Origin of the sequence: Microbispora siamensis (assembly GCF_016863095.1) — a bacterium.
In the GTDB taxonomy this organism is placed as follows: domain Bacteria; phylum Actinomycetota; class Actinomycetes; order Streptosporangiales; family Streptosporangiaceae; genus Microbispora; species Microbispora siamensis.
Genome location: NZ_BOOF01000009.1, coordinates 55,370 through 79,961 on the forward strand (window position 1 = coordinate 55,370; position 24,592 = coordinate 79,961).

Here is a 24,592-nt window from a genome sequence, read left to right on the forward strand (position 1 = left end):
ATGCCACCTCCGGCCGTGGTGCGGTCCAAGGTAGACCCGGCACGCCGGATCATGCCAGAGGGAAGCTCTCAACGGTGATCGGACAGGACCCGCCGGGCGATCTCGACGAGGAGCTCCCTCGGCACCTCGACCGCGGTCTCGCCGTCGAGCACGTGGCGCAGGTCGGCGCGGGCCTCGCGGTCCACGACCTCCAGGCCCTGGACGACGATCGTGCCGCGGTCGGTCTCGTAGAGGGAGGGACAGGCCCCCGCCTCCGACGTGGAGCCGAGAAAGCGCAATCGCATGTCCTTCCCCCCAATTCGCACCGATCGCGCGCAATCCTAGTCAGGAGGGAACGGGCACGCACACGGCGCGGAGACGCTCGCCGAGTGCCTTCGCCTGGGCGTCGAGGAGCGGGCTGGCCGCGACGCCTCTGCCCAGCAGCCCGTGGACGACGAAGTTGAGCGCGTGCAGGTTCGGCAGCGCGAACCGCTCGATCGGCAGGTCGCCGACCTCCGGCAGCAGGTCCCTGAGCCGGTCCACGGTCAGGAACGCCGCGAGCCACGGATACCGGCTGGGGTCGCGCGCCCAGACGCCAAGGTTGGCGTCGCCGCCCTTGTCGCCCGAGCGGGCGCCGACGACCGTGCCGAGCGGCGCGACCGGCCCGGCCGTGAGATCACCGGCGTACGGCGGAATCGCGGTGCCGGCCGCGTCGCCGGGGGGCGGCCCGCCCGCCTGCTCGCCCAGCACCGGGCCCGGCGGCGGCAGGTGCGGCACCTCGACGCGGACTCCGTCCACGGTCACCACCGGGAGCACGGTCCGCGGGTCGGCCGACGAGGGCCAGTAGACGCCGTAGGGGGAGGCGTCGCCGGGCGGCGTCAGGCCGTAGAAGCCGGGGTAGCTCGCCAGGCCGGTCTCCACCACGGCGGAGGAGAACGCCCGCCCGGCCCTGCTCGGATCGGGGTCCATGACCGTGATCCGCAGCAACGCGGTCCCGGCGTCGCCCCCGCGGTTCACCTCCGCACGGCCGCCGCTCGCGGGTGCGGCGTGCGGGGCCGCACCCCCGCCGCTTTCGGCCGCGCCGAGGGGGGTCAGCTCCACGTGGACCTGCTCGAACGACTCGCGGGGGACGCGCGCCCAGATCGCCTCCTGCGCGATCCGGGCCTTGGCCGCGATGTCGAGGCCGGTCAGCACGAGCGTCATCGTGTTGCGGTAGCCGCCGAGGTAGGTGACGGCGACCTTCAGCGTGTCCGGCGGGGGCTCGCCGCGCACTCCCGTGATCCTGACCCGGTCGGGCCCCTCCTGCTCCAGCCGGATGGTGTCGAACCGGGCGGTGACGTCCGGCCCGAGGTAGCGGGGCGAGGCGATCTCGTACAGCAGTTGCGCGGTCACGGTGCCGGTCGAGACCAGCCCGCCGGTGCCGGGGTGCTTGGTGATCACGCTCGACCCGTCGGCGTACAGCTCGGCGATGGGGAAGCCGCAGTGGGCGAGGTCCGGCACCTCCTCGAAGAAGGCGTAGTTGCCGCCGGTCGCCTGGCAGCCGCACTCGATCACATGCCCGGCGACGACGGAACCGGCCAGCGGGTCGAGGTCACCAGGGTCCCAGCCGAACCACCACATGCCTGGTCCGGTGACCAGCGCCGCGTCGGTGACCCGCCCGGTCACGACGACGTCCGCGCCATGCTCCAGCGCCACCGCGATCGGCCGGCCGCCGAGGTAGGCGTTGGCGGTGAGCGGGGTCGCCCGCAGGGTCTCGCCGGTGTCCGCGTTGACCGGCGGCTCGGCGAGCGGCATGAGGTCGTCGCCGGTGACGTGGGCGACGGCCGCGCGCAGCCCGAGCCGGTGGGCCAGGGCCGAGACCGCCTCCGCGCAACCGGCCGGATCGAGGCCGCCCGCGTTGGCGACGACTCTGATTCCCCGGTCGAGACAGGTGCCGAGGACCTGCTCCATCTGGGTGAGGAACGTACGGGCGTAGCCGGGGCGGCCCTTGAGCCGATTGCCGGCGAGGATCGACATGGTCAGCTCGGCCAGCCAGTCGCCGGTCAGCACGTCGATGGGCCCGCCCTCGACCATCTCCCGGGCGGCCGACAGCCGGTCGCCGTAGAAACCGCCGCAGTTCGCGACCCGCACCGGTCCCGGCCGCCCGGCCTCCGCCGTCATCGCCCGGCTTCCGCGGCCGGGGCCTCGGAGGGAACCCAGGCGGCGGGCCGTTTCTCCGCGAACGCCCGGATGCCCTCCTGCCCCTCCTCCGAGGTGAAGCGGTCGGCCGACAGGGCGGCCATCGCGCGGAACCCCTCCTCGACCGGCAGCAGCGGCACCTCCCGCACGAGCCGCTTGGTGATCGCCAGCGCCTCGGGGCCGCCGCGCAGCAGCATGCCGGTGTAGTGCGCCACCGTCGCGTCGAGGTCCTCCTCCGGGACGGCCCGGGTCAGCAGGCCGATCTCCACCGCCCGTTCGGCGGTGAAGACCTCTCCGGTGAGGAAGTACTCGGCCGCGGCCCGGGGCTCCAGGCGGCGCAGGCAGGTGACCGCGATCATCGCGGGGACCACCCCGAGCCGCACCTCGGTGAAGGCGAACGACGCGGTCACCGGGGCGACGGCGAAGTCGCAGGCCGCCACCAGGCCGAGGCCGCCCGCTCGCGCCGTGCCGTTCAGGCGGCACACGACCGGCTTCGGGCTCTCCCAGATCCGCAGCATGATGTCGGGGAACGACGCGGTGACCGGCGCCCCTCCGCCGCGCTGCTCCTTCAGGTCGGCGCCCGCGCAGAACACCGGTCCCGTTCCGGTCAGCACGACGACCCGTACGGCGGGCTCGTCCAGCGCCCACGACAGGGCGTCGTCGAGCTGCCGCAGCAGCCGGGACGACAGGGCGTTGCGGTTGTGCGGCGAGTCGAGCGTGATCGTGGCCACGCCGCCCGCCTGCTCCCGGCGGACCAGCACCTCCTGGGGTTCGCTCACGGCCGCATCGCCTCCCCGCCGATCTCCCCGCCGATCTCCCTGCCGATCTCTGGGCCGCCTGACGTGCCCGGGTCCGCGCCCGCCTCGGTGCCGGAAGGAACGCCGGCCCCCAGGCCCGGCTGCGGGCCGGTTGCCGTTCCCGGCTGCCCGTCCGTGTCCGTTTCCGGCGGCGCGCCCGTCTCCGGGCTCGTCTCCGGCCGGCCTTCCGCGCCGGGATGTTCGCCGCGGCCCGCGTCCGGACCCGGGCCGGTCTCCGCGCCGGCCACCGCACCTGTCTCTGCTCCGGCCACCGCGTCGGTCGCCGTGCCCGGCTCCGTTCCGGCGCCCTCCGTGTGCGGGCCGCCGTCCGGTGCCCGCGGCGGCGTCGGCTCGATGACGGCGAGCGGCAGGCCCGCCTCGACCTGCGCGCCCGGCGTCACGTGCAGCGCGGCCACCGTGCCCGAGGCGGGGGAAACGATCAGATGCTCCATCTTCATCGCCTCCAGCACGACCACCGGCTGCCCGGCCTCGACCAGGTCACCGGGCTTGACCTCGACACGCAGGACCGTACCCGGCATCGGGGCGGGCAGCGCACCCGGCGTCACGCGAGCGGCCGGTTCGGGCAGCCGCTCGACCGGGGTGAGCCGCACCGGACCGAGCGGAGAGTCGACGTGCACCATGCCGGCGCCCGTGCCGGGGCCCGTGCCGGGATAGACGGCCACCTCGAAGGTGCGCCGCAGACCCGCCGTCTCCAGCACCACCCGGCCGGGTTCCGCCGCCACGAGCGTGACGTCCTCGAAGCCCTCGGCCCGCAGCCCGTCCCTGGTCAGCCGGTAGGCGACCTCCAGGCGTCCGCCGTCGTCGGTGCCGAACGCCGCGCGTTGCGGCTGGGAGGGGACGTTGCGCCAGCCGCTCGGCAGCCCGCCCAGAACGCCGTGGCGCCGGGCGGCTGCGCGGTTGGCCGCCGCCCCGGCGAGCGCCGCCGCGAGCGCGGACAGCCGTACGGCCTCGGGGCCGGCGAGCGGGGCCGCCGTGCGATGCCGGTCGAGGAAGCCGGTGTCGAGCGCCCCGGACAGGAAGTCCGGGTGCCGCAGCACTCCCACGAGCAGGTCGCGGTTGGTCGTCAGCCCGTGGATCCGCGCCCGCGCGAGCGCGTCCGCCAGCCGCCGGGCCGCCTCCGCCCGGTCCCGGCCGTACGAGACGACCTTGGCGAGCATCGGGTCGTAGTGGACGCCGATCTCGGTGCCGGAGACCACCCCGGAGTCGAGCCGCAGCCGTGCCCCGAGGCCGAACTCGCCGTCCACGCCGGGGATCTCGAATCGGTGCAGCACGCCGCTCTGCGGGCGGCCGCCGGAGTCCTCCGCGTACAGGCGGGCCTCGATGGCGTGACCGACCGGGCTCGGCGGCAGCGCGGCGAGCTGGGCGCCCTCGGCCACCTCGATCTGCAGCCGGACCAGGTCGACCCCGTAGACGCACTCGGTGACCGGGTGCTCCACCTGGAGGCGGGTGTTCATCTCCAGGAAGAAGAAGCCCTCGTCCGACAGCAGGAACTCGACGGTGCCCGCGCCCTGGTAACCGATCGCGCGGGCGGCCCGGATCGTCGCCTCGCTCAGCTCGCGGCGCAGTTCGGGGGTGACCGCGGGGGACGGTGCCTCCTCGATCACCTTCTGGTGGCGGCGCTGGATGGAGCACTCGCGCTCGCCGAGCGCCCAGACCGTGCCGTGGGCGTCGGCGAGGATCTGCACCTCGATGTGGCGGGCACCCTCCAGCAGCGGCTCGGCGAACAGCGTCCCGTCGCCGAAGGCCGACAGCGCCTCCCGCCGGGCCGACTCGACGGCCTCGGCCAGGTCGGCCGGGTCGCGCACCACCCGCATGCCGCGCCCGCCGCCGCCCGCCGACGCCTTGACCAGCACGGGGGCCGTGAGCTGCGTTTCTGTCATCTGGGTCGGTGCGTCGGGGGAGAGCGGGATCGTCGGCAGGACCGGCACCCCGGCCTCCGCCATCAGCGCCTTCGCCTCGATCTTCTTGCCCATCGCGGCGACGGCCTCGGGGGAGGGGCCGATCCAGGTCAGCCCGGCGTCCAGCACGGCGCGGGCGAACCCGGCGTTCTCCGACAGGAAGCCGTACCCGGGATGGACCGCGTCGGCTCCCGACCTGCGGGCCGCCTCGACGATCCGCTCCGGGTCGAGGTACGCCAAGGGGGCGCCCAGCCGTACGGCCTGGTCGGCCTCGGCGGCGTGCGGGGCGGACGCGTCGGCGTCGGTGAAGACGGCGACGGTCTCGATCCCCAGCTCACGGCAGGTGCGGAAGACCCGGCGGGCGATCTCCCCGCGGTTCGCGACCAGCAGCCGCCCGATCATGACCCCTCACCCCCGTCGATCTGCGTGAACACGGTGCCGATGAGCACGGTGTCGATGAGCACGGTGCCGATGCGCATGCCGGTCACATCCGGAAGACGCCGTAGCCGGCCCGGCCGGGATCCGGCGCTCCCGCGACCGCCGACAGGCACAGCCCGAGCACCGTGCGGGTGTCGCGGGGGTCGATGACCCCGTCGTCGTACAGCCGGCCGGACAGGAAGAACGCCGCCGACTCCGACTCGATCTGTGCCTCGACCGCCGCGCGCATCGCCGCGTCGGCCTCCTCGTCGTAGACCTGCCCCCGCGCCTGCGCGGCGGCCCGGCCCACGATCGACATGACGCCCGCGAGCTGGGCCGGTCCCATGACGGCCGACTTGGCGCTCGGCCAGCTGAACAGGAAGCGGGGGTCGTAGGCCCGCCCGCACATGCCGTAGTTGCCCGCACCGTAGGAGGCGCCCATGACGATCGTGATGTGCGGCACGGTCGAGTTGGCCACCGCGTTGATCATCAGCGCGCCGTGCTTGATGATGCCGCTCTGCTCGTACTCCCTGCCGACCATGTACCCCGTGGTGTTCTGCAGGAAGACCAGCGGCGTCCGCGACTGGTTCGCGAGCTGGATGAACTGGGCGGCCTTCTGGGACTCCGCGCCGAACAGCACGCCGCTGGCGTTGGCGAGGACCCCGACCGGGTGGCCGTGGACGCTCGCCCACCCGGTGACCAGGCTCGGCCCGTAGAGCGGCTTGAACTCGTCGAAGTCGCTGCCGTCCACCACCCGGGCCAGGACCTCGCGGGGGTCGAAGGGGACCTTCAGGTCCTCCGGCACGATCCCCAGCAGTTCGTCCTCGTCGTACAGCGGAGCCGCGTAGCCGGCGGCCGGAACGTTCCCGGCCTTGCGCCAGCCGAGCCGCCGCACGATGCGGCGGCCGATCCGCAGCGCGTCGTACTCGTCGGCGGCGAGGTGGTCGGCCAGCCCGGAGGCCCGCGCGTGCATCTCCGCGCCGCCCAGCGACTCGTCGTCGGACTCCTCGCCGGTCGCCATCTTCACCAGGGGCGGGCCGCCGAGGAACACCTTGGCCCGCTCCCGCACCATGACGACGTGGTCGCTCAGGCCCGGCACGTACGCGCCGCCCGCGGTGGCGTTGCCGAAGACCAGCGCGATCGTCGGGACGCCCTCGGCCGACAGCCGGGTCAGGTCGCGGAAGACCTGGCCGCCGGGGATGAAGATGTCCTTCTGCGACGGCAGGTCCGCGCCGCCCGACTCCACCAGGTTCACGTACGGCATGCGGTTGCGCAGCGCGATCTCGGCGGCGCGCAGCGTCTTGCGCAGCGTCCAGGGGTTGGACGCGCCGCCGCGCACGGTCGGGTCGTTGGCCGTGACGACGCATTCGACGCCCTCGATCACCCCGATGCCGGTCACGACGCTCGCGCCGACGGGATACTCGGTGCCCCAGGCCGCCAGCGGGGACAGCTCCAGGAACGGCGAGTCGGGGTCGACGAGCAGTTCGATCCGCTCGCGGGGCAGCAGCTTGCCGCGCTCCCGGTGCCGCTCGACGTATTTCGGCCCGCCTCCGGCGACGGCCTTGGCGTGCTCGGCATCGAGCTCGGCGAGCTTCGCCAGCATGGCCTCGCGCCGCGCCCCGTATTCGCCGCCGGAGGCGTCCAGCCGGCTCACGAGCACGGTCATGGCACCACCGAACCCAGTTCTGTCACCTGATGATCCTCCGTGGTGAGCCGCCGTCACGTCAACGAGCCGGGTCCGGCGCCGTCTGAGCCGGCCCCGGCGTCTTGCCGATCAGCCACAGTCTTCGATCAGCCACCGTCTTCCATCAGCCGCAGTGTGACCACGCGCTGCTCCAGGCGGCGGTGCCGTAGCCGCCGCCCCAGATGACGCACTTGCCCTTGGCCGGCAGCCGGAGCGGCCCGGCGTAGGTCGTGTAGGAGCCGGAGTCGCCGGCCGACGAGCCGTTCTGGACCTTGAGCACGGCGCTCATCTTGATCTTCCCGGGCACGACGTACTTCGACATGGTGATCACGCAGTTGTAGCCGTTGGACGAGTTGTAGAGCAGGTACGTCGTCGCCTGCCCGTAGGAGTGCGAGTCGACGACGGCGTAGCCGCTGCCGCACACGCCCTTGGCGGTGTACGGGTTGGGCTTGGGCGCCGCGGTCTTCGTCGGGGTGGCCTTCGCCGTCGCGCTGGGCTTGGGCGCCGCGGTGGTCCTCGTCGGCGCCGGGGTGGGCTTGGGCGGCGCCGTCGTGGCCTTCGCGGTCGGAGTGGTCTTGGGGGCGGGACTGGGCTTGGCCGGGGTCGGGACCGCGTGGGAGGGCGACGGCTGCGCCTTGCGGGTGTGCGTGGGGGAGACGGCCGGTTTCGCGCTGACGCTGGGCCGCCGTGCCGCCGGACTCGGCGAGGGTTTCCTGGGCTTGGGCCGCGCGGGGGTGGTGATCAGCTCGGACGGCTGCGGGATGGGCAGCTCGTCATGGGACTCCGTCACGGTGGGCGACGCGGTGGGGCCGAGGGCGTCCTTGGAGGAGATCTGCCGGGCGGACACCCACGTCGGCACGAGGAAGGCCGCCGCCGCGAGGGCCGACACCCCGATCCCGGCCGCCGTCCACGTCAGCACCGGCCGCCGCGGCCTCGACCGGTCGGGGCCGGGCCCGCGTCGTACGGGCGGCGCGGGCGGGCGCTGCGATCCCGGTGCGTGCGGCCCGGGCGCCGGTGCGGGCCCGTGCGGTCCGGCCGGGGACACCTGCGGTGCGGGACCCTGAGGTCCCGGCATTGGGCCGTGCGGTGCGGCGCCCTGCGGTCCCGCCGGAGGCGCCTGCGGCCCGGGCTCGGGGGCCTGCGGTCCCGGCGTGGGCGGGTGCGGCGCGGGCGCCTGCGCTGCGGGTGCCTGCGCTCCGGCGGCGGGCCGTACGGGCACGGTCGGCTGCCCGGTGAGCCGCGCGACCACCGCCTCTGCCGAGGGACGCAGCGCGGGGTCCTTGGACAGGCAGGCGGCGACGATGTCCCGCAGGGGCGCACCGAGGTCGCCGAGGTCGGGCTGCGCGTGCAGGATCCGGGTGATCACCGAGGGGATCGAGTCCGCTCCGAAGGCGGGCCTGCCGGTGGCGGCGAACACCATCGTGACGCCCCAGGCGAACATGTCGGCGGACGCGCCCGCCGTGCCGCCGGAGAGCACCTCGGGGGCCAGGTAGGCGGGCGTGCCGATGGACGCGCCGGTCGCGGTGGACTGGGGCGAGTCGGGCGCCCTGGCCACCCCGAAGTCGATGACGACCGGGCCCTCGGGGCCCATCAGGACGTTGGCCGGCTTGAAGTCGCGGTGGGTGATCCCCGCCCGGTGGATGGCGGCCAGCGCCGTCGCCGTGCTGATGGCGAGCCGTTCGAGCGCGGCGCCCCGGCGCGGCCCCTCCCGGTCCACGAGCTGCCGCAGCGACGGCCCGGGCACGAACTCGCTGACGATGAACGGCTGGTTGCCGGCGAGGTCGGCGTACAGGACGGGGGCCGTGCAGAAGGGCGCGACCCGCTGCGCCAGCGCGACCTCGCGCAGGAACCGCTCCCGTGCCTCGGGATCGGCCGTCAGCCGGGTGTGCAGCAACTTGACCGCGACCTGCTCGCCCGCCGGGCCGCGCCCGAGGAAGACGACCCCCTGGCCGCCCTCACCGAGCCGGTCGACGAGCGTGAACGGGCCCAGGCGGTCGGGATCCCCAGCCTCTAACGCCACCATCGCCCCCGATTACCCCTGCAACCTGACAATGGCACCAAACGCTACCAGTGGTCAGATCGCCTTACCGGGGTTGAGGATGTTCAGCGGGTCGAACACCCGCTTGATGCCCTGGTGCAGTTCGGCGGCCACCGGGCCGGTCTCCAGGCCGAGCCAGCGCTTCTTCAGCAGGCCGACACCGTGTTCGCCGGTGAGCGTCCCGCCGAGGTCGAGCGCGGCGCGGAAGACCTCGTCGGCCGCGGTCCAGACCTCCTCCGGCGGCTCGGCGAGGCCCCGGTCGAACACGAACACCGGGTGCACGTTGCCGTCCCCCGCGTGGGCGACCGTCGCGATCATCACGCCGTGCCGGGCCGCGACCTCCTCGATCGTGGTGATCATCTCGGGGAGGACCGAGCGGGGCACGCACACGTCCTCCACCAGGCACTGGCCCAGGCGCTCCTTGGCCTGGTAGGCCAGGCGCCTGATGCCGATGAGCTCGGCGGCCTCCTCCGGCGTGGACGAGACCGCGACGAACGACGCGGCTCCACACAAGGCGGCCATCTCGTCCGCCGAGCCCTCGGCCTGGGCGATGAGCATCGCCCTGGTGGACGGCTCCAGCCCGATGTTCTTCCAGTCGTCGATGGCCTGCAGGGTCGTGCGGTCCATCAGTTCGAGCATCGACGGCTGGCAGCCCGCGGCGACGATCGCCGACACGGCCGCCGCGGCGTCGCGCAGCGAGGTGAACTCGGCGGCGACCGTGGCCATCTCGCGCGGCGCCCTCCGCAGCCGCACCGTCGCGGCCGTGATCACGCCGAGCGTGCCCTCCGAGCCGACGAACAGGCCGGTCAGGTCGTAGCCGGTCACGCCCTTCATGGTGCGGCGGCCGGTGTTCAGCACCCGCCCGTCGGCCAGCACGACCTCCAGGCCCAGCGCCGAGTCGCGGGTCACGCCGTACTTCACGCACCGCAGGCCGCCCGCGTTGGTCGCCAGGTTGCCGCCGATGGTCGAGATCTCGTACGACGAGGGGTCGGGGGCGTACATCAGGCCGTGCTCGCGGGCGGCCCGGTCGAGGTCCGCGGTGATGACGCCGGGCTCCACGACCGCGATCTCGTCCTGCGGCGACAGCTCGCGGATCGCGGTCATCCGCGCGAGGGACAGCACGACGCAGCCGTCCACGGCCGTCGCCCCGCCGGCGAGCCCGGTGCCCGCGCCGCGCGGGACCACCGGCACGCGGTGCTCGCTCGCCCAGCGCATCGTGGCCACGACGTCGTCGCGCGACTGCGCGAGCACCACGCCGAGCGCCCTGCCCGGCGGCACGAACGTGCGGTCCCTGGCGTACGAGTCGACGACGTCGGGATCGGTGAGGACTCGCCCGTCCGGCAGCGCCGCGGCGAGCGCGGAGGTCAGCTCGGTCACGATTGGACTTTACGGCACGGTTCGGTATCGGGTGCCATCCGGAATTATTAACGGTTTTCGGTACAGATCACATTTTGACAACCATGCCGGATGTCTCTTTACCCGCCCTTTACCCCCTCGTTTAAGGTCCCGCATGCGCGCTCATCCCGGCGCGCCGTGCATGGGTGTCCGGGGAACCCGGACGGGAAGGGATCTCGTTGTCCAGAAGAATCCGGCGTCTCGCCGCGATCGTGCCCGCGCTCGGGCTGGCGGCAGGAGGTCTGGCCGCGGCCGGTGCGGCTGCGGCTCCCACGGCGGTCTACCAGCCCTCCGCCAAGGACCACTACATCAACTACGCGCCGCCGCGCGTGCAGGGCGACTTCACCACGACCGAGGAGAAGGTCCCGGCCAAGGGCGCCAAGCGCACCGCGGCCCTGGCGCAGGCCGTCGACCACAAGTTCGCGAGCGGCAACCCGGTCGCGGCGCGGGTGCTGGCCAAGCACGAGAAGCAGGCGATCAGGACCGGGAAGAACCCCTTCGACTTCATCTACAAGAAGGCGAAGACGACCAGGACCGCCAAGCTCCTCACGCTGCTGGTCGAGTTCAACGACCAGGCCAACGACGACTTCTCCGGCTGGTCGCACCCGAAGACGATCGACGACGTCGACGACTGCGTGACCGAGCCGCCGGGCACCAAGCTGAACGGCCCGCTGCACAACAAGATCCCCAACCCCGCCACCGCCGGCGGTGGGGGCAAGGACAACAACTCCATGTGGGTGGCCGACTTCAACACGGCTCACTACAACAACATGCTCTACACCTCCAAGGGGATCACGACCCGGGTCCGCCCGGACCTGACCGACCCCCGGGACGGCAAGAAGGGCATCGACATCTCCGGCTCCACCATGAAGAACATGTACGAGGAGATGTCGAAGGGCGCCTACACCGTCACCGGTGAGGCCGTCGGCTGGATCAAGGTCCCGCACTCCGAGGCCTGGTACGGCGCGGGCAAGTGCCACACCTACCCGCAGGACATGACCGGCCACCCGGACAACCCGCGCGGCGCCGCCCAGCTCGCGGTCGACGCGGTCGACGCGCTCGTGAAGTCGAACCCGAACTTCCCGTGGGCCGACTACGACGTGGAGGACACCTCCGACGCCGACGGCGACGGCAACTACGACGAGCCCGACGGCGTCGTCGACCACCTCGTGCTGATCCACGCCGGCGAGGACAAGTCGGGCGGCGGCGGCGCCGAGGGCACGATGGCCCTGTGGGCCCACTCCAGCGACGTGGCCGGCGGCTACACGGTGCCGGGCACGAACGTGAAGATCTCCAACTACATCCTCCAGCCCGAGGACGCCGGGGTGGGCGTGTTCGCCCACGAGTACGGCCACGACCTCGGCCTGCCGGACCTGTACGACACCACCGGCGGCGGCGACTCCGACGTCGACTTCTGGGACCTGATGTCGAGCGGCTCGCACTCCGGGCCGATCTTCCAGTCCCTGCCCACCCACATGGGCCTGTGGGACAAGTGGGTGCTCGGCTGGGCCAACCCCAAGATCATCGAGCCGGGCGGCAAGAACCAGCTCGTGGCGGTCGGCCAGACCTCGCGTACGCCGAAGGGCACCGAGGACGGCGTCCGGATCAACCTGCCGGACAAGCTGAACATCATGTCCACCCCGCACAGCGGGTCGAACCTGTGGTGGTCCAACAGCGACCAGGACTGGGCCGACAACAAGCTGAGCAGGACCGTCGACGTCCCGGCCGGACCGGACGCGAAGTTCTGGTGGTGGAGCGACTGGGGCATCGAGGCCGACTGGGACTTCGGCTTCTTCGAGATCTCCGCCGACGGCGGCGCCACCTGGACCGAGCAGAAGATCTACAACGAGGACGGCAGCCTCGCCAGCACCGGCGACGACTACACCGACCCCAACGGCCGCCTGAAGGACTACGGCAACAAGAAGTACGGCCTCACCGGTGAGAGCGGCGGCTGGCACCACCTGTACGTCGACCTCGCACCGTTCGCGGGCAAGTCCGTCCAGATCCGCCTGCGCTACGCCACGGACGCGGCGTCCGTGCAGCGCGGCTGGTTCAACGACGACTTCTCGCTGAACAACGGCGCCACCGCGGTGTGGACCGACGACGTCGAGGGCGGCGCCAACGGCTGGACGGCCACCAAGGGCACGTTCACCGACACCAGCGGCGCCGGCTGGGTCATCCACTCCGGTCAGGAGCAGGCGGCGCAGTACTACCTGGCCGAGTGGCGCAACTTCGACGGGTTCGACAAGGGCCTGCAGTACGCCTACGACACGACCTGGCTGCGCGACGGCGCCTGGAAGGTCGAGAAGGTCAAGTACAACGCCCCCGGCCTGCTCGTGTGGTACCGCGACACCTCCGTGGCCAACAACGACGTCTCGGGCCGCACGTTCGACCTGCCGTCGGTGGGCCCGAAGGGCGAGCTGCTCATCGTGGACTCGCACTTCGACCCGCTGCGCCGTACGGGCGAGGCGGCGGCGCACGACCCGAGCACGCTGAAGAACCTGCAGTCCCGTCCGCAGTCGTCCAACGCGGCGTTCAACTTCGTCGGCACCTACCCGTTCAAGGAGTGCATCGAGGGCGAGCCGTTCACCGAGTACTGCACCTCGTTCGGCAAGCAGGCCGCGGTGACGTCGTTCACGGACGCCAAGGGCTGGTACCCCGGCCTGGAGGTCCGCGACGGCAGCCTCTACTACCGCCAGCGTGACTCCTCGACCGTCGTCCCGTCCAAGGACAACCAGCCGTACTCGACCCGGATCGTCCACGCGGACGGCACCCCGGCGACGGAGCTGTACGGCACCGACATCGGCGGCGCGATCCTCGGCACCGGCAACCCCGGCGACGAGGGCAAGCAGCTCGGCGTGCAGATCAAGCTGATCAGCCCGCTGCCGGCCAACATGGGCGCGATCGTCCAGATCACCCCCGCCAAGAAGTAACCACCTCTCAGGTGGTGCCCGTGCCCGGCCGCCGTCCGCTCCGGACGGCAGCCGGGCACACTCATGTCCGCCTTCCGCGGACTGCGCGCCCGCGCCCGGCGGCCCCTAGCATGTGAGCGTGCGGAGCAAGGCGGATCACACGGCGGCCGTCCACCGGGAGCGGAGGGCCGCCGTCGTCGTGAACACGAAGTCCCGGCGAGGCCGCCGCCACTACGCAGAGGTGCTGCGGCTGCTGAAGGAGCGGGACTTCCGGCTCACCGGCGTCCACCCGGTGACCGACCCCTCGCGGCTGCGCGACATCCTGACCCGCGCGCTCGACTCCGGCCCCGACCTGCTCGTGGTCGGCGGCGGCGACGGCACGCTGAGCAGCTCGGTCAAGCATGTGGCGGGCCGCGACGTCGCCCTCGGCGTGCTGCCGCTCGGCACCACCAACAACTTCGCCCGCAGCCTCGGGCTGCCGCTCGACCTGGCCGGGGCGATCGGCGTGTTCACCGAGGGCAAGGTGGCCGACATCGACCTCGGCGTCTGCGGCGACCGGCCCTTCGCCAACCTCGCGAGCTTCGGCGTCTCGGTCGAGGTGGCGGGCACCGTCAAGCCGTGGCTCAAGCGGATGCTCGGCCGGGCGGCCTACCCGCTGACCGCGCTCACGATCCTGCCGAGGCACCGGCCGTTCCGCGCCTACATCACGGTGGACGGCAAACGTCACGAGCTGCTGACCCACCAGCTCAACATCGCCAACGGCCGCTTCCACGGCGGCTGGCAGATCGCCAGGGACGTCAGCATCGACAACCGCAAGCTGGTGGCCTACCAGCTCGGCTCCGGCAAGCGGCTGCGCCTGCTCGGGGAGACCCTCGTACGGGCGACCACCGGCAGGTGGACCAGCCTCGCGGGCGGGCCGTTCGTGACCGGCCAGGAGATGCTGCTGGAGACCGACCCGCCGATGGCGGCCGACATCGACGGCGAGGTGCGGCTGCGCACGCCGCTCGTGCTCAGGACCATCCCGAACGGCGTCCGCGTGATGGTTCCGCAGAGCTTCGAGGACACCTGATCCCTACTCGGCCCCCTCGTTCTCCCGGGACTCCTCGTTCTCCTGGGCCGCGAGGGTCCGGTACGCGGGCCGCAGCAGGTCGAGCAGCGGGATGTGCCTGGCCTTGACCGGCGGCGGGTCCAGCGCGCGCAGCAGCAGGTCGGGAGGCGACCCGGGATCGGCCGGCGGGCCGAGGCGGGCCGGTGAGCCGCCGGACTCGTAGAAGTCGCCGGTTCGCTCGGCGAACGGGACGTCGGCCACGTCGAGCAGCCCGGGCATCCCGCCGCCTCCCGGCTCACCCGGAGTCCGCCCGCCGCCGGTGGCGCGGAGGGCGTCGAGCAGCGCCTCCCTGCCCATGCCCCGCCAGGCCAGCACCAGGAACGGATCGTCGTCGAACGCCTCGGCCAGCAGGTAGAGCACGGCCGACAGGTGCTTGCACGGGAAGCCCCAGTCGGGGCAGGAGCAGGCCATGTCCAGGCCGCGCTCGCCGGGGAACAGCGGCAGCCCGCACCCGGAGAAGACCTCCTCGATCTCCGGCGGCATCTCCCCGGCGAGCAGCTTGGCCCGGTGGAGGGCCTGCGCGGCCAGCGCCTCGACCAGCCCCGCCCACTCGTCCGCGCCGTACGCCATGATCCGCACGCTCACGTCGTACGGATCCGGGCGCGAGCCCTGCACCCGGGCCTTCACCAGGCCGGGACCGAGGTCGAGGTCGAGCACCTGGCCCCGCCGCGCGTACGCGCGCCCCCGGGTCAGCCGGCCCGCGTCGCAGACGTGCTCCAGGATGTCGATGAAGCGTCGCGACCACCACCGCTCGCCGATGGACCCCCGCTTCGAGCGCGCCTTGATGCCGCCCTCGACCCTGATGGGCCGCGCGGCCTCGAACCAGCCGTCCCGCCCGACCGGCATTCAGCTCACCGCCTCGGGGGACAGGCGGAACAGCTCGCGCAGCTCCGCCGTGGACAGCCCGGCGATCCAGTCCTCGCCCGTCCCGACGACGCTCTCGGCCAGGGCCTGCTTGCGCTCGATCATCTCGTCGATCCGCTCCTCCAGGGTCCCCGCGCAGATGAACTTCCTGACCTGCACGTTGCGGGTCTGCCCGATGCGGAACGCCCGGTCGGTGGCCTGGTTCTCCACGGCCGGGTTCCACCACCGGTCCACGTGCACGACGTGGCCGGCGGCGGTGAGGTTGAGCCCGGTGCCGGCGGCCTTGAGCGACAGCAGGAAGATCATCGGCTCGTCCTCGGTCTGGAACCGCTCCACCAGCGCGTCACGCGTCTTCTTCGGCAGCCCGCCGTGCAGCCACAGCACCGGGCGGTCGAGACGCGCCGCCAGGTAGGGCTGCAGCATCGAGCCGAACTCGGCGTACTGCGTGAAGACCAGGGCCTTGTCGCCCTCGCTGAGGATCTCCTCGGCCAGCTCCTCCAGCCGCGCCAGCTTCCCCGACCGGCCGGTCAGCCGGGAGCCGTCCTTGAGCAGGTGCGCGGGGTGGTTGCAGACCTGCTTGAGCCGGGTCATCGCCGCCAGGACGTTCCCCCGCCGCTCGATGCCCTCGCTGCCGGCGATCCTGTCCATCATGTCCTCGACCACCGCCTGGTAGAGGCTCGCCTGCTCGGGGGTGAGCGTGCACCAGACCTTCATCTCCATCTTGTCCGGCAGGTCGGAGATGATCGTCTTGTCAGTCTTGAGGCGCCGGAGCACGAACGGGCCCGTGGCCCGCTTGAGCGCGGCGGTCGCGGTCTCGTCGCCCCGCCGTTCGATCGGCTCCTGATAGCGGTCGCGGAAGGCCCTCGCCGATCCGAGCAGGCCGGGATTGCAGAACTCCATGATCGACCACAGCTCGGCCAGATGGTTCTCGACCGGGGTGCCGGTCAGCGCCAGCCTCGTCCGCGCTGGCAGCGAGCGCACCGCCTGGGCCTGCCGGGCGGCGGCGTTCTTGACGGCCTGGGCCTCGTCGCAGACGACCCGGCCCCAGGTGAACCCGGCCAGGGCGTCGCGGTCGCGCAACGCCGTGCCGTACGTCGTGAGGACGAGGTCGGCCGCGGCGACCCGCTCGGCCAGTTCCTCGCCGCGCAGGCGGCTCGTGCCGTGATGGAGGTAGACGTCCAGCGAGGGCGCGAAGCGGGCCGCCTCCTTCTGCCAGTTGCTGAGCAGCGACATCGGGCACACCAGCAGCGTCGCCCCTGCCTGCTCTCCCTGCTCGCGTTCGCGGAGAAGCAGGGACAACGTCTGAAGAGTCTTACCAAGCCCCATATCGTCGGCAAGAATGCCGCCTAGTCCGATTTGGGACATGAAGCTGAGCCAGGCAAGACCGCGTTCCTGGTAGGGCCGCAGCGTGCCGTGGAAGGCGGCCGGGGTCGTGACGGGTTCGAGACGCCGGTCGGCCTCGCCGGACAGCAGGTCGCCGAGCAGGCCGTCGGCGTCCACCTCCACGAGCGGAAGCTCGTCGTCCCCGCCGTGGACCACCTCCTGGATGACCTCGCCGATCGTCATCTGACCGGAACTGCGGCGCTCCACCGCCTTGAGCGCGGCCCCGAGCTGCCGGGCGTCCAGCTCGACCCACTGCCCGCGCAGCCGGACCAGCGGCACCTTGAGCCGGGCCAGCTCGGCCAGCTCCGCCTCGCTGATCGTCTCGTCGCCGACGGCCAGCTCGGCCCGGAAGTCCACGAGCTGCGCCAGCCCGAACCCCTGGTCGGCGGCGGCGCCAGGCCCGGAGCGGGACCGTGCGGTGAGCTTCAGGCCGAGCCGGGCGCGGCCCGCCCACGCGGGCAACTGCACGCCGAACCCGGCCGACTGGAGGAGGGGCGCGGCGTGCCGGAGGAAGTGGAAGGCCCCCTCCACGTCGAGGGCGACGTGCGCCGGCCGGGCCTCCCGGAGCGCGTCGTCGATCCTCGGGTAGAGACGGGCCGCCCGGCCCAGGCCGGCGAGCAGCGTCTCGTCCGGCCGCCCGGGCAGGCCGGGCACGGTCTCGCCCGCCCAGACGAGGGGAGCGGGCACGTAGAGGCTCGGGTCCTCGGCCGACTGGAGGGCGAACTCGACCCGCCACGCCCCTGCGCCCGCGTCGGCGGCGGCGCCCATGCGTGGTGCGGTATCCGCTCGGGCCGCGGCGTCGGCTGCCACGCCCGGGCTCGGGGTCGTCTCCCGGCCCGGCTGCTCGTCGGCCAGGAGGGGCTCGACGAGGCGGAAGCACACCTTGACCGGGCCGTCGAGCTGGTGGGCCGCCCTGAACCAGTCCTCCAGCGGCCGGGCCAGCGCCTCCGCCTCCCCCCGGCGTGCGCCGGGAAGGGCCGCCGTGTCCCCGGTGAGCGCCACCGTCCACCGGTCGGCCAGGGGGCTACGCTGCCCGGGGCGGTGCCCGCCGAGCAGGCGTTCCGGCAGCGCCTGCCGTACGGCGGCGTCGGTCAGGCCCGCAAGCGCCTCGATCAGCACATGGGCGGACGGCCGCTCCTCGCCCACGGCCCGGCAGACCGGCGGCATGGCGGCGGCGAGCTCGCGGACGCGGTCGGCATGCGCGCCGGTCAGCACCGGCCGCCAGCGCGCCGCGTAGCCGCCGTCCTCGGCGACGAGCTGGGGCAGCACCCGGCCGCGCCGCACCAGGTCGCGGGCGTGGGCGGCGACGATCGCGAGATAGCGCAGGGACGGCCCGGCGGCGGGCGGCGGCTCGAACGCCCCCGTCAGCAGCCGCAGCGCGGGCCCCGGCTCGACCAGCAACGCGGGCACCCGCCACGGACTGATCCTCGGGCGGCGCGCGGTGATCCGCAGGCCGGTCTCCGGCGAGGGAAGGGGGCTCGCCGCCGAACTCGGCAGCAGCAGCACCGCCTCGCCGGACACGGCCTTGCCCGCCGCCTCTGCCGCGGCGTCCCCCCAGCGCGGCAGCTCCGCGGCGAGGGTGCTCGCGGGAGCGGCGAAGGGGTGGGGGCGCACCTCGGCGCGGGAGGCCACCGGCTCCGCGCCGGCCGACTCCTCCGCCCAGAGCACGAGTCTCCCGCCGTTCCAGGCGACATGGATCACGAGCACGCCGTTTCCTTCACTCTGAGTGCGAGCCGCCTACCGTCGCCGGCCGCGTGAATCACGAGCAGGCCGTCTCCCTCTGCCAATTCGGAACGCTAGCAGCGGAAACGGGGCTCCCGATCCGCTCCCGTCGGCACCTGTGGACGAAGCCATCCCCGTCGGGCGGCGCGACGTACGGCGCGAACAGCTGGGCGGCGAGCTGGCGCACGCGGCCGGCGACTCGGCCGGGTCACAGGCGGGCGATCCACTCCTGGCCCGTGAGCACGTCAGCACCCCTGGCCGGGAAGACGCGGTTGATCAGGAAGTCGTGCACGTCCGGTTCCCCGTCGGCGCAAGCGTCGCTGAGCACGGTCACGTGGTAGTCGCGGTCGGAGGCGTCGTAGAGGGTGGCGGCGATCATCGCTCCGGTGGCGACACCGGTCAGCACGATCGAGTCGATGTGCTGAGCGCGCAGGAGCCGATCGAGGTCGCTCGCCGCGAAGGCGCTGGCCCGGCGCTTGAGAACGACGGCCTCATCCGGCAACGGCTTGATACGCGGGTGCACGAGCGTCTCGGGGGAATCTTCGTGGAACAGCGTCCCCGCCCCGTGCAGGTCGCTGATCAACCGGTTTCCCGCTGCCACATCAAGGCCTGAGGCCCGCAGCCCGAAACGGATGAAGATCACTGGGATTCCGGCGGCTCTGGCCGCAGAGACAACCTTTTCCGCAACGGGCAGCACGGCGGCGGCGAAGGGGTAGTTGTCCACGATGCCCGCCTGCATGTCGCCGACGATGAGTGCGGTGGTGGTCATGCGGTTTCCTTGTCTGTACGGCACGCCGACGGCCATCCTCCACGACCGTACTCTTGGGGCTGTTGTCGTTGATCTGATACGACGATAGTGGGACAGATTCCTCATAAGGGCCATCGGCCGCGGCATAGGCGGCTTGGGCGCAGGCCGTGCTGTCAGGCTCTATCCACCATCGGTCCCTGGTCCGCTCAAACCACGATGGCACGAGTGCGAGCATCGCCCCGCCCTCCCGGCCCATAACGATCTGCCCCGACATCAGAGCCTGCCATGGGGCCTCCACTGTGAGGGTCTCGGGATCGATGGCGTGGGCGAGCTCAGCAGGAGGCCCCCGAGGTAGGACCACACTCAGATCTCATTCGGCACCGACAAGGATCTCGCGGATTCGCGATCTTCGCGCCAGACCCGAAACTGGCTCTGGCGTCAATTCCGTGGTCCTCTGTCCCCTGGGCGGGTTGCCGCAGATGGCGCGCAGCGCGCCAGGCCGTCACCGGTGAGTCGCACCATCATCTGGGCGAAGGCGCGGACGTGCTCACCGAGTGCGGCCAGGGCTTGGCAGCACTGGACCTCGCACCTTTCACAGCCGTGCCACCACTGTCCAGGCCGGGACCCTACCGCCGACGGCGGGGGTGCTTGCAGGCTCGGTCGTCCAGAGCGCCGGCATCCCCTTCCTGAGGGCTCGTCATCGCCCGGGCGTCACTCGGTGGGCGGGACCCGTACGGCGGTGTAGCGGCGCAGGTCGTCGCCGTCGAGCGGAGTTCCGGGGAGGGGTGATCGCCGGTCGGCGCGCAGGCCGTCCAGCATGATCTCCACCACGCGTGCCATGGCCGGCTCGCCGGGCAGGGCCGGTGGCGTGTAGACGTTCAGGGTCATCAGGACGGCGATGTCGCCGGGGCCGACGTCGGCGCGCAGCGCGCCGTCCGCCTGCGCCCGTTCGATCATCCGCAGGACGGCGGCGATCACCCGCTGCCGCATCTCGTGCAGGTCGGGGCCGACGCGCATCCGCTGATGCAGGTGCGGTTCGAGCTTCGCCGGCAGCACGCCCAGCCGCAGCGCGACCGAGCCGCGCAGGAAACGGCACAGCGCGTGCCAGGCGTCCGGCTCCTCGCGCCAGGCCGTCTCCGCCAGGTCCACCAGGCGGCGCAGGCTCTCCTCGCCGACCGCCCGGAGCAACGCGTCCCGGTCCGGGAAGCGGCGGTAGAGCGTGCCGACGCCCACGCCGGCCCGGCGGGCGACCTCCTCCAGCGGCACGTCGACGCCCTGCTCCAGGAACAGTTCCTGGGCCGCGGCGACGATCAGGTCCCGGTTGCGGCGCGCGTCGGCGCGCAGCCCCTTCTCCACTGCCACCTCTCTTCGAACGGGATCTGGACGATTTTCCTCCGGTTAGGATACCGTCGTTATGTGGAGGAAAACCTTCCGGTTAGGGGTATGTCATGAGCACAGTGCTGATCTCGGGGGCCGGGATCGCGGGGCCGACGCTGGCCTACTGGCTGGCCGGGCACGGATTCCGGGTCACGGTCGTGGAACGCGGGGGGAAGCCACGGTCCAGCGGCAACCCGGTGGACGTCAGGGGACCCGCCGTCCCGGTCGTGAAACGGATGGGCGTCCTGCCCCGGCTGCGCCAAGCCGCCACCGGCACGACGGGGGTCAGCTTCGTCGACGCGGCGGGCAGGCGGGTCGGCCGGATGGACATGCGCGCCGTGCAGCGGCCGGACGAGGTCGAGGTGCCGCGCGGCGACCTCGCGTCGATCCTGTACGAGGCGAGCCGCGACCGCGCCGAGTTCCTCTTCGACGACTCCATCACGGCGCTCGGCCAGGACGAGCACGGGGTGGACGTCACCTTCGAGCGCGCCGCACCCCGCCGCTTCGACCTGGTGATCGGAGCCGACGGCCTGCACTCGGTGACGCGGCGCCTGACGTTCCGCCGGGAGACGGGGACGCCGCAGAGCGGGCTCGTGCGCCACATGGGCCTGTACGTCGCGACCACGCCGCTGGCAGACGGGGCGGCCGGAGCGGGCCGGGACGTTGTCATGCACAACACGCCCGGCAAGGCGATCGCCGTCAATCCCAGGCCCGCGGTCGCGTTCTTCCTCTACCGGAGCCCCGAGAAGCCCGGCTTCGACCACCGCGACAGCGAGCAGCACAAGCGGATGCTGATCGAGGCCTTCGCGGACGTGTCCTGGCGGGCGCCGGAACTGCTCGACCACGTACGCACCGCCGACGACCTCTACTTCGACTCGGTCAGCCAGGTGCGCCTGCCGCGGTGGTGGAAGGGCCGTGTCGCGCTCCTCGGCGACGCCGCCTCCTGCGTGTCGCTGTTCGGGGACGGTTCCACCCTGGCCATGGCGGGGGCGTTCACCCTCGCCGAGGCACTGGCCGCCCACCCTGGCGATCCCGGCGCGGCCTTCCGCGCGTACGAGGCCGCGCACTGGCGCCTGGTGGACCCCAAGCAGCGCAACGTCGCGCAGGCGGCGGCACTCCTGGTCCCCGCGACGCGAGGCGGCATCCTCGCCCGGAACCTGGCCACCCGCCTGTGGCCCGCCGTGGCCGCCGCCACGCGGCTCAAGCACGCTCTCGCATGGTGAGCGAGGGCAAGAGCGAGGCGTGGTGAGGGAGGCATGGTGAGCGAGGGCATGGTGAGCGAGGGCATGGTGTCGGCGGCGGGCCCGGCCGGCCACACAGGCCCAGCCGCCACCGGCGCCGAACCCGCGGGTCGTCCCCTCAGAGGCCGGACGTCCGCCAGGTGGCGCCGGCGGCGGTGACGGCGAAGGCCTCGTAGCCGTCCAGCTCCTCCACCCACTCCCGGGCGGCGCCGCCCATGGCGAAGGCGCCGGTGGCGTACGCGTCGGCCAGGGCGAGGTCCGGCCCGATCACCGTCACCGAGGCCAGCTCGGTCGCGGGCCTGCCGGTGTGAGGGTCGATGATGTGCGCCCCGCGCTCCGCCGTGCCCGAGGTGGCGACGGCGAGGTCGTTGCCCGACACCACGGCGGCCAGGTGCCCCGGGCGGAGCGGGTGGGCGACGCCGACCCGCCAGGAGCGGCCGGGGCCCGCCGAGCCGGACAGCCGCACGTCCCCGCCGCCGTTCACGCAGTGGTCCGGCACGCCCGCCTCGCGCAGCATGGCGGAGGCCCGTTCGACCGCCCATCCCTTGACGATGGCCGAAGGGTCGAGCCGGCCTCCGGGGTAGGCGGTGAAGTATCCGTGGGACCGGTCGCTCACCGATTCGCACATGCGGAGGATGTCGGCCACCTCCGGCGGGCAGTCGGCCGGCGTGATCTCGCCCCGGCCCAGCCGGCTGACCGGGCTGTCCGGCTTGTAGGTCGAGAAGACCTCGTCGACGTGGTGCAGCCACGCCACCGCCTCCGCGACACATGGTGCGGCGTCGTCCTGGTGACGTACGTCGAAGGAGAAGACGGTGCCCATCACGTGCTCGACGTGGCGGGTCACAGGCCGGCCTTGTCGAGCGCGCTCTGCAGGGAGCGGATGTACCCGTCGCTGGTGTAGGTGGCGCCGGAGACCGTGTCGATCTGGGCGGACTGCGCCGACAGCGCCTCCTCGTTGAGGATCGGGAGCGCCTCGTTGTTGATCTCAAGGTCGCGGCGGTTGTTCGCGGGAGCCACCGGCACCTTGATCCCGGCCAGCTTCCCGCCGGAGATCACGATCTGCACCTGCACGGGGCCCCAGCGGGTGTCGGCGGAGTCGCCGGTGACGGTCTTCTCGCCGCTGGTGGCGCCCGCGGTGGCGCCCTGCCCGGTCCACGCCGACCCGGAACCGGAGGAATCCGGGGAGCCCCCGCCGAAGCGGTCCCCATTCCCGTCGCCGAACTCGTCGTGGTCGTGGCCGAAGAATCCGTCGCCCGGCCCCTGCCCGCCCTGAACGCTGTCGCCGGAGTCCCCGCCCTGGGTGACGGCGGCCGGACGCTCGGCCAGCGGAGTCACCTCGTGCGGTTTGAACGACAGCAGCAGCACGAGACCGACGGCGGTCGCGAGCACGGCCAGAATGGCTCTGCGCATGGAACTCCCATCCAGGGCGATCAGAACTCGAACGATTCGTGGTGGATACGGCGCTTCGGCACCCCGGCGGCCCGCAGGGCGGCGGTGACGGCGCTCGTCATCTCGGCCGGCCCGCAGACGTACGCCTCGTGGCCGGGCAGGTCGGGCACCAGCCCGGCGAGCGTCGCGGGCGTGAACGGGTCGCCGATCACGGCCCGGGGGCCGACGCAGTAGTGCAGGGTCGCGCCGCGCGCGGTGGCGATCTCCTCGAGCTCGGCGCGGAACACCAGGTCCCGTTCGCCGCGGGCACGGTAGAGGAGGGTCAGGTCGCCGGGGGCGGCCGGCACCGACTCGAACAGCGCGCGCAGCGGCGTGATGCCGACGCCGCCCGCGACGAGCAGCACCTTGCGCGCCCGGCGCCCGCTCGCGGTGAACGCGCCGTACGGCCCCTCGGCGAGCACCCGGGTGCCGGGCCGCAGGCCGGCCAGAGAGCGGCTCTGGTCGCCCAGGTCCTTCACCGTGATCCGCATCTCGCTCGCGCCGGGCGGGGCGGACAGCGAGTACGGGTTGGGGGACCACCACAGGTCCCTGGTCAGGAACCGCCAGCGGAAGAACTGGCCCGGCTCGGCCCGCAGCCGGTCCAGGCGCCGCCCGGTGACGTACACGGAGACGACCCCCGGAGCCTCCGGCACCACCCGGGAGACCCTCAGGCGGTGCCGTACGGCCAGCCGCACGGGCGTGAGGAAGCGATACCACACGATCAGCGCCGCGACCCCCCAGTAGAGGACGTACCAGGACGTGCGGGCGACCGGGGCCACGGCGAACTCCGCGCCCGTGGCGAGCTGGTGCCCGAAGGCCAGCCACGCCGCCAGATAGGTGTAGAAGTGCAGGTGGAACCAGGTCTCGTAGCGCAGCTTCGGGCGGATCCTCCGGGCGGAGACGACACCGACGCCCACCAGGAGCAGCAGTGCGACGGTGGCCTTCAGCACGTCGGGATAGGTGAGGTTGAGCGTCACCGTCTCGCTCACCACGTCGGTGCGGTCGGTCAGCGCGTAGCCCCAGATGATCAGCAGCATGTGCGCCACCGCCAGGCCTACGACGTAGCGGCCGCCCATTGAGTGCCACCGGGCGAGCCGGTCGGATCCGACGCCGCGTTCCAGCGCCGGGACCCGGGCCATCAGCGCCAGCAGCACGGCGATCGCGTATCCGGCGAGCAGCCCGGTGACGCGCCCCGCGTTCGTCAGCCAGTCGTCGAAGCCGGCGACGCTGGGCGTGTTCGCCCACCACATGCCGATGACCGCGACCACGCCCGCGGCGATGAGCGCCAGGACGACCTCGGGGCGGGCGCGCGCGCTCCGTCGCGGCGGATGCGCGTGCCCGGTCGTCACCGCTGTCCCCGGGAAAGTGGTGGTCACGGATGTCCTCGTCGTCATCACGCGAC

At 72.8% G+C, this 24,592-nt stretch carries 17 protein-coding genes; 3 read left to right on the forward strand and 14 right to left on the reverse strand.

Annotated elements, in window-relative coordinates:
- Positions 1-68: 68 nt before the first annotated feature.
- The 7 genes from Msi02_RS10200 to Msi02_RS10230 all read right to left on the reverse strand — a co-directional run bounded on the left by Msi02_RS10200 (position 69) and on the right by Msi02_RS10230 (position 10,389).
- Positions 69-284 (reverse strand): hypothetical protein, encoded by a 216-nt coding sequence (locus tag Msi02_RS10200; protein ID WP_204048116.1) that lies wholly within the window; start codon positions 282-284, stop codon positions 69-71.
- 40 nt (positions 285-324) lie between these two features.
- Complete coding sequence (locus Msi02_RS10205; RefSeq protein ID WP_204048117.1) at positions 325-2,139, reverse strand: acyclic terpene utilization AtuA family protein; 1,815 nt, start codon at positions 2,137-2,139, stop codon at positions 325-327.
- On the reverse strand, positions 2,136-2,936 hold the full coding sequence (locus Msi02_RS10210; RefSeq protein WP_204048118.1) for an enoyl-CoA hydratase-related protein: 801 nt from the start codon (positions 2,934-2,936) through the stop codon (positions 2,136-2,138). Before Msi02_RS10210 ends, Msi02_RS10205 begins: the two co-directional genes overlap by 4 nt.
- Entirely contained in the window at positions 2,933-5,275 is a 2,343-nt protein-coding gene (locus tag Msi02_RS10215; protein WP_204048119.1) for an ATP-binding protein, read from the reverse strand. The genes Msi02_RS10210 and Msi02_RS10215 overlap by 4 nt, the downstream gene beginning before the upstream one ends.
- Positions 5,276-5,357: 82 nt before the next feature.
- On the reverse strand, positions 5,358-6,956 hold the full coding sequence (locus tag Msi02_RS10220) for an acyl-CoA carboxylase subunit beta (protein ID WP_204048120.1): 1,599 nt from the start codon (positions 6,954-6,956) through the stop codon (positions 5,358-5,360).
- Between the two features lie 142 nt (positions 6,957-7,098).
- A complete protein-coding gene (locus Msi02_RS10225) occupies positions 7,099-8,997 on the reverse strand; it encodes a serine/threonine-protein kinase (RefSeq protein ID WP_204048121.1) in 1,899 nt (632 codons plus the stop codon).
- Between the two features lie 51 nt (positions 8,998-9,048).
- Complete coding sequence (locus tag Msi02_RS10230; RefSeq protein WP_239108272.1) at positions 9,049-10,389, reverse strand: FAD-binding oxidoreductase; 1,341 nt, start codon at positions 10,387-10,389, stop codon at positions 9,049-9,051.
- Positions 10,390-10,586: 197 nt separating this feature from the next.
- Between Msi02_RS10230 and Msi02_RS10235 the strand changes: the two genes are divergently transcribed.
- Positions 10,587-13,340 (forward strand): immune inhibitor A domain-containing protein, encoded by a 2,754-nt coding sequence (locus tag Msi02_RS10235; protein ID WP_239108273.1) that lies wholly within the window; start codon positions 10,587-10,589, stop codon positions 13,338-13,340.
- Between the two features lie 118 nt (positions 13,341-13,458).
- The gene (locus Msi02_RS10240) at positions 13,459-14,388 is read left to right on the forward strand and encodes a diacylglycerol/lipid kinase family protein (RefSeq protein ID WP_204048122.1); all 930 of its coding nucleotides are present in this window, start codon (positions 13,459-13,461) and stop codon (positions 14,386-14,388) included.
- Between the two features lie 3 nt (positions 14,389-14,391).
- Here the strand turns inward: Msi02_RS10240 and Msi02_RS10245 are convergent, their stop codons facing one another.
- The 4 genes from Msi02_RS10245 to Msi02_RS10260 form a co-directional block, all read right to left on the reverse strand.
- A complete protein-coding gene (locus Msi02_RS10245; RefSeq protein WP_204048123.1) occupies positions 14,392-15,273 on the reverse strand; it encodes an SWIM zinc finger family protein in 882 nt (293 codons plus the stop codon).
- Positions 15,274-18,381, reverse strand: coding sequence for a DEAD/DEAH box helicase (locus Msi02_RS10250; RefSeq protein WP_204048124.1), 3,108 nt, complete (start codon positions 18,379-18,381; stop codon positions 15,274-15,276).
- Between the two features lie 223 nt (positions 18,382-18,604).
- Positions 18,605-19,201 carry a cysteine hydrolase family protein gene (locus Msi02_RS10255; RefSeq protein WP_239108274.1) on the reverse strand — a complete coding sequence of 199 codons (597 nt, stop codon included), beginning with the start codon at positions 19,199-19,201 and terminating at the stop codon, positions 18,605-18,607.
- 654 nt (positions 19,202-19,855) lie between these two features.
- Positions 19,856-20,506: a TetR/AcrR family transcriptional regulator gene (locus Msi02_RS10260; RefSeq protein WP_204048125.1), complete on the reverse strand. Its 651-nt coding sequence runs from the start codon at positions 20,504-20,506 to the stop codon at positions 19,856-19,858.
- An 86-nt stretch (positions 20,507-20,592) separates the two neighbouring features.
- Between Msi02_RS10260 and Msi02_RS10265 the strand changes: the two genes are divergently transcribed.
- Positions 20,593-21,744: an FAD-dependent monooxygenase gene (locus Msi02_RS10265; RefSeq protein ID WP_204048126.1), complete on the forward strand. Its 1,152-nt coding sequence runs from the start codon at positions 20,593-20,595 to the stop codon at positions 21,742-21,744.
- 136 nt (positions 21,745-21,880) lie between these two features.
- On the opposite strand, the gene Msi02_RS10270 is transcribed toward Msi02_RS10265, so the two are convergent.
- From Msi02_RS10270 to Msi02_RS10280, 3 genes are read right to left on the reverse strand one after another with little or no spacing between them, the layout of a single operon-like run.
- On the reverse strand, positions 21,881-22,606 hold the full coding sequence (locus tag Msi02_RS10270) for an FAD:protein FMN transferase (RefSeq protein ID WP_239108275.1): 726 nt from the start codon (positions 22,604-22,606) through the stop codon (positions 21,881-21,883).
- Complete coding sequence (locus Msi02_RS10275; protein WP_079317562.1) at positions 22,603-23,172, reverse strand: FMN-binding protein; 570 nt, start codon at positions 23,170-23,172, stop codon at positions 22,603-22,605. The genes Msi02_RS10270 and Msi02_RS10275 overlap by 4 nt, the downstream gene beginning before the upstream one ends.
- 20 nt (positions 23,173-23,192) lie before the next feature.
- A complete protein-coding gene (locus tag Msi02_RS10280) occupies positions 23,193-24,566 on the reverse strand; it encodes a ferredoxin reductase family protein (RefSeq protein ID WP_239108276.1) in 1,374 nt (457 codons plus the stop codon).
- Positions 24,567-24,592 lie beyond the last annotated feature (26 nt).

What these genes read in the sequence shown, in the direction of transcription:
- Msi02_RS10220 (WP_204048120.1), bottom strand. Translation starts at nt 6,956, where the DNA reads ATGACCGTGCTCGTGAGCCGGCTGGACGCCTCCGGCGGCGAATACGGG.
- Msi02_RS10245 (WP_204048123.1), bottom strand. Translation starts at nt 15,273, where the DNA reads ATGCCGGTCGGGCGGGACGGCTGGTTCGAGGCCGCGCGGCCCATCAGG.
- Msi02_RS10275 (WP_079317562.1), bottom strand. Translation starts at nt 23,172, where the DNA reads ATGCGCAGAGCCATTCTGGCCGTGCTCGCGACCGCCGTCGGTCTCGTG.
- Msi02_RS10200 (WP_204048116.1), bottom strand. Translation starts at nt 284, where the DNA reads ATGCGATTGCGCTTTCTCGGCTCCACGTCGGAGGCGGGGGCCTGTCCC.
- Msi02_RS10255 (WP_239108274.1), bottom strand. Translation starts at nt 19,201, where the DNA reads ATGGCCGTCGGCGTGCCGTACAGACAAGGAAACCGCATGACCACCACC.
- Msi02_RS10225 (WP_204048121.1), bottom strand. Translation starts at nt 8,997, where the DNA reads ATGGTGGCGTTAGAGGCTGGGGATCCCGACCGCCTGGGCCCGTTCACG.
- Msi02_RS10215 (WP_204048119.1), bottom strand. Translation starts at nt 5,275, where the DNA reads ATGATCGGGCGGCTGCTGGTCGCGAACCGCGGGGAGATCGCCCGCCGG.
- Msi02_RS10265 (WP_204048126.1), top strand. Translation starts at nt 20,593, where the DNA reads ATGAGCACAGTGCTGATCTCGGGGGCCGGGATCGCGGGGCCGACGCTG.
- Msi02_RS10205 (WP_204048117.1), bottom strand. Translation starts at nt 2,139, where the DNA reads ATGACGGCGGAGGCCGGGCGGCCGGGACCGGTGCGGGTCGCGAACTGC.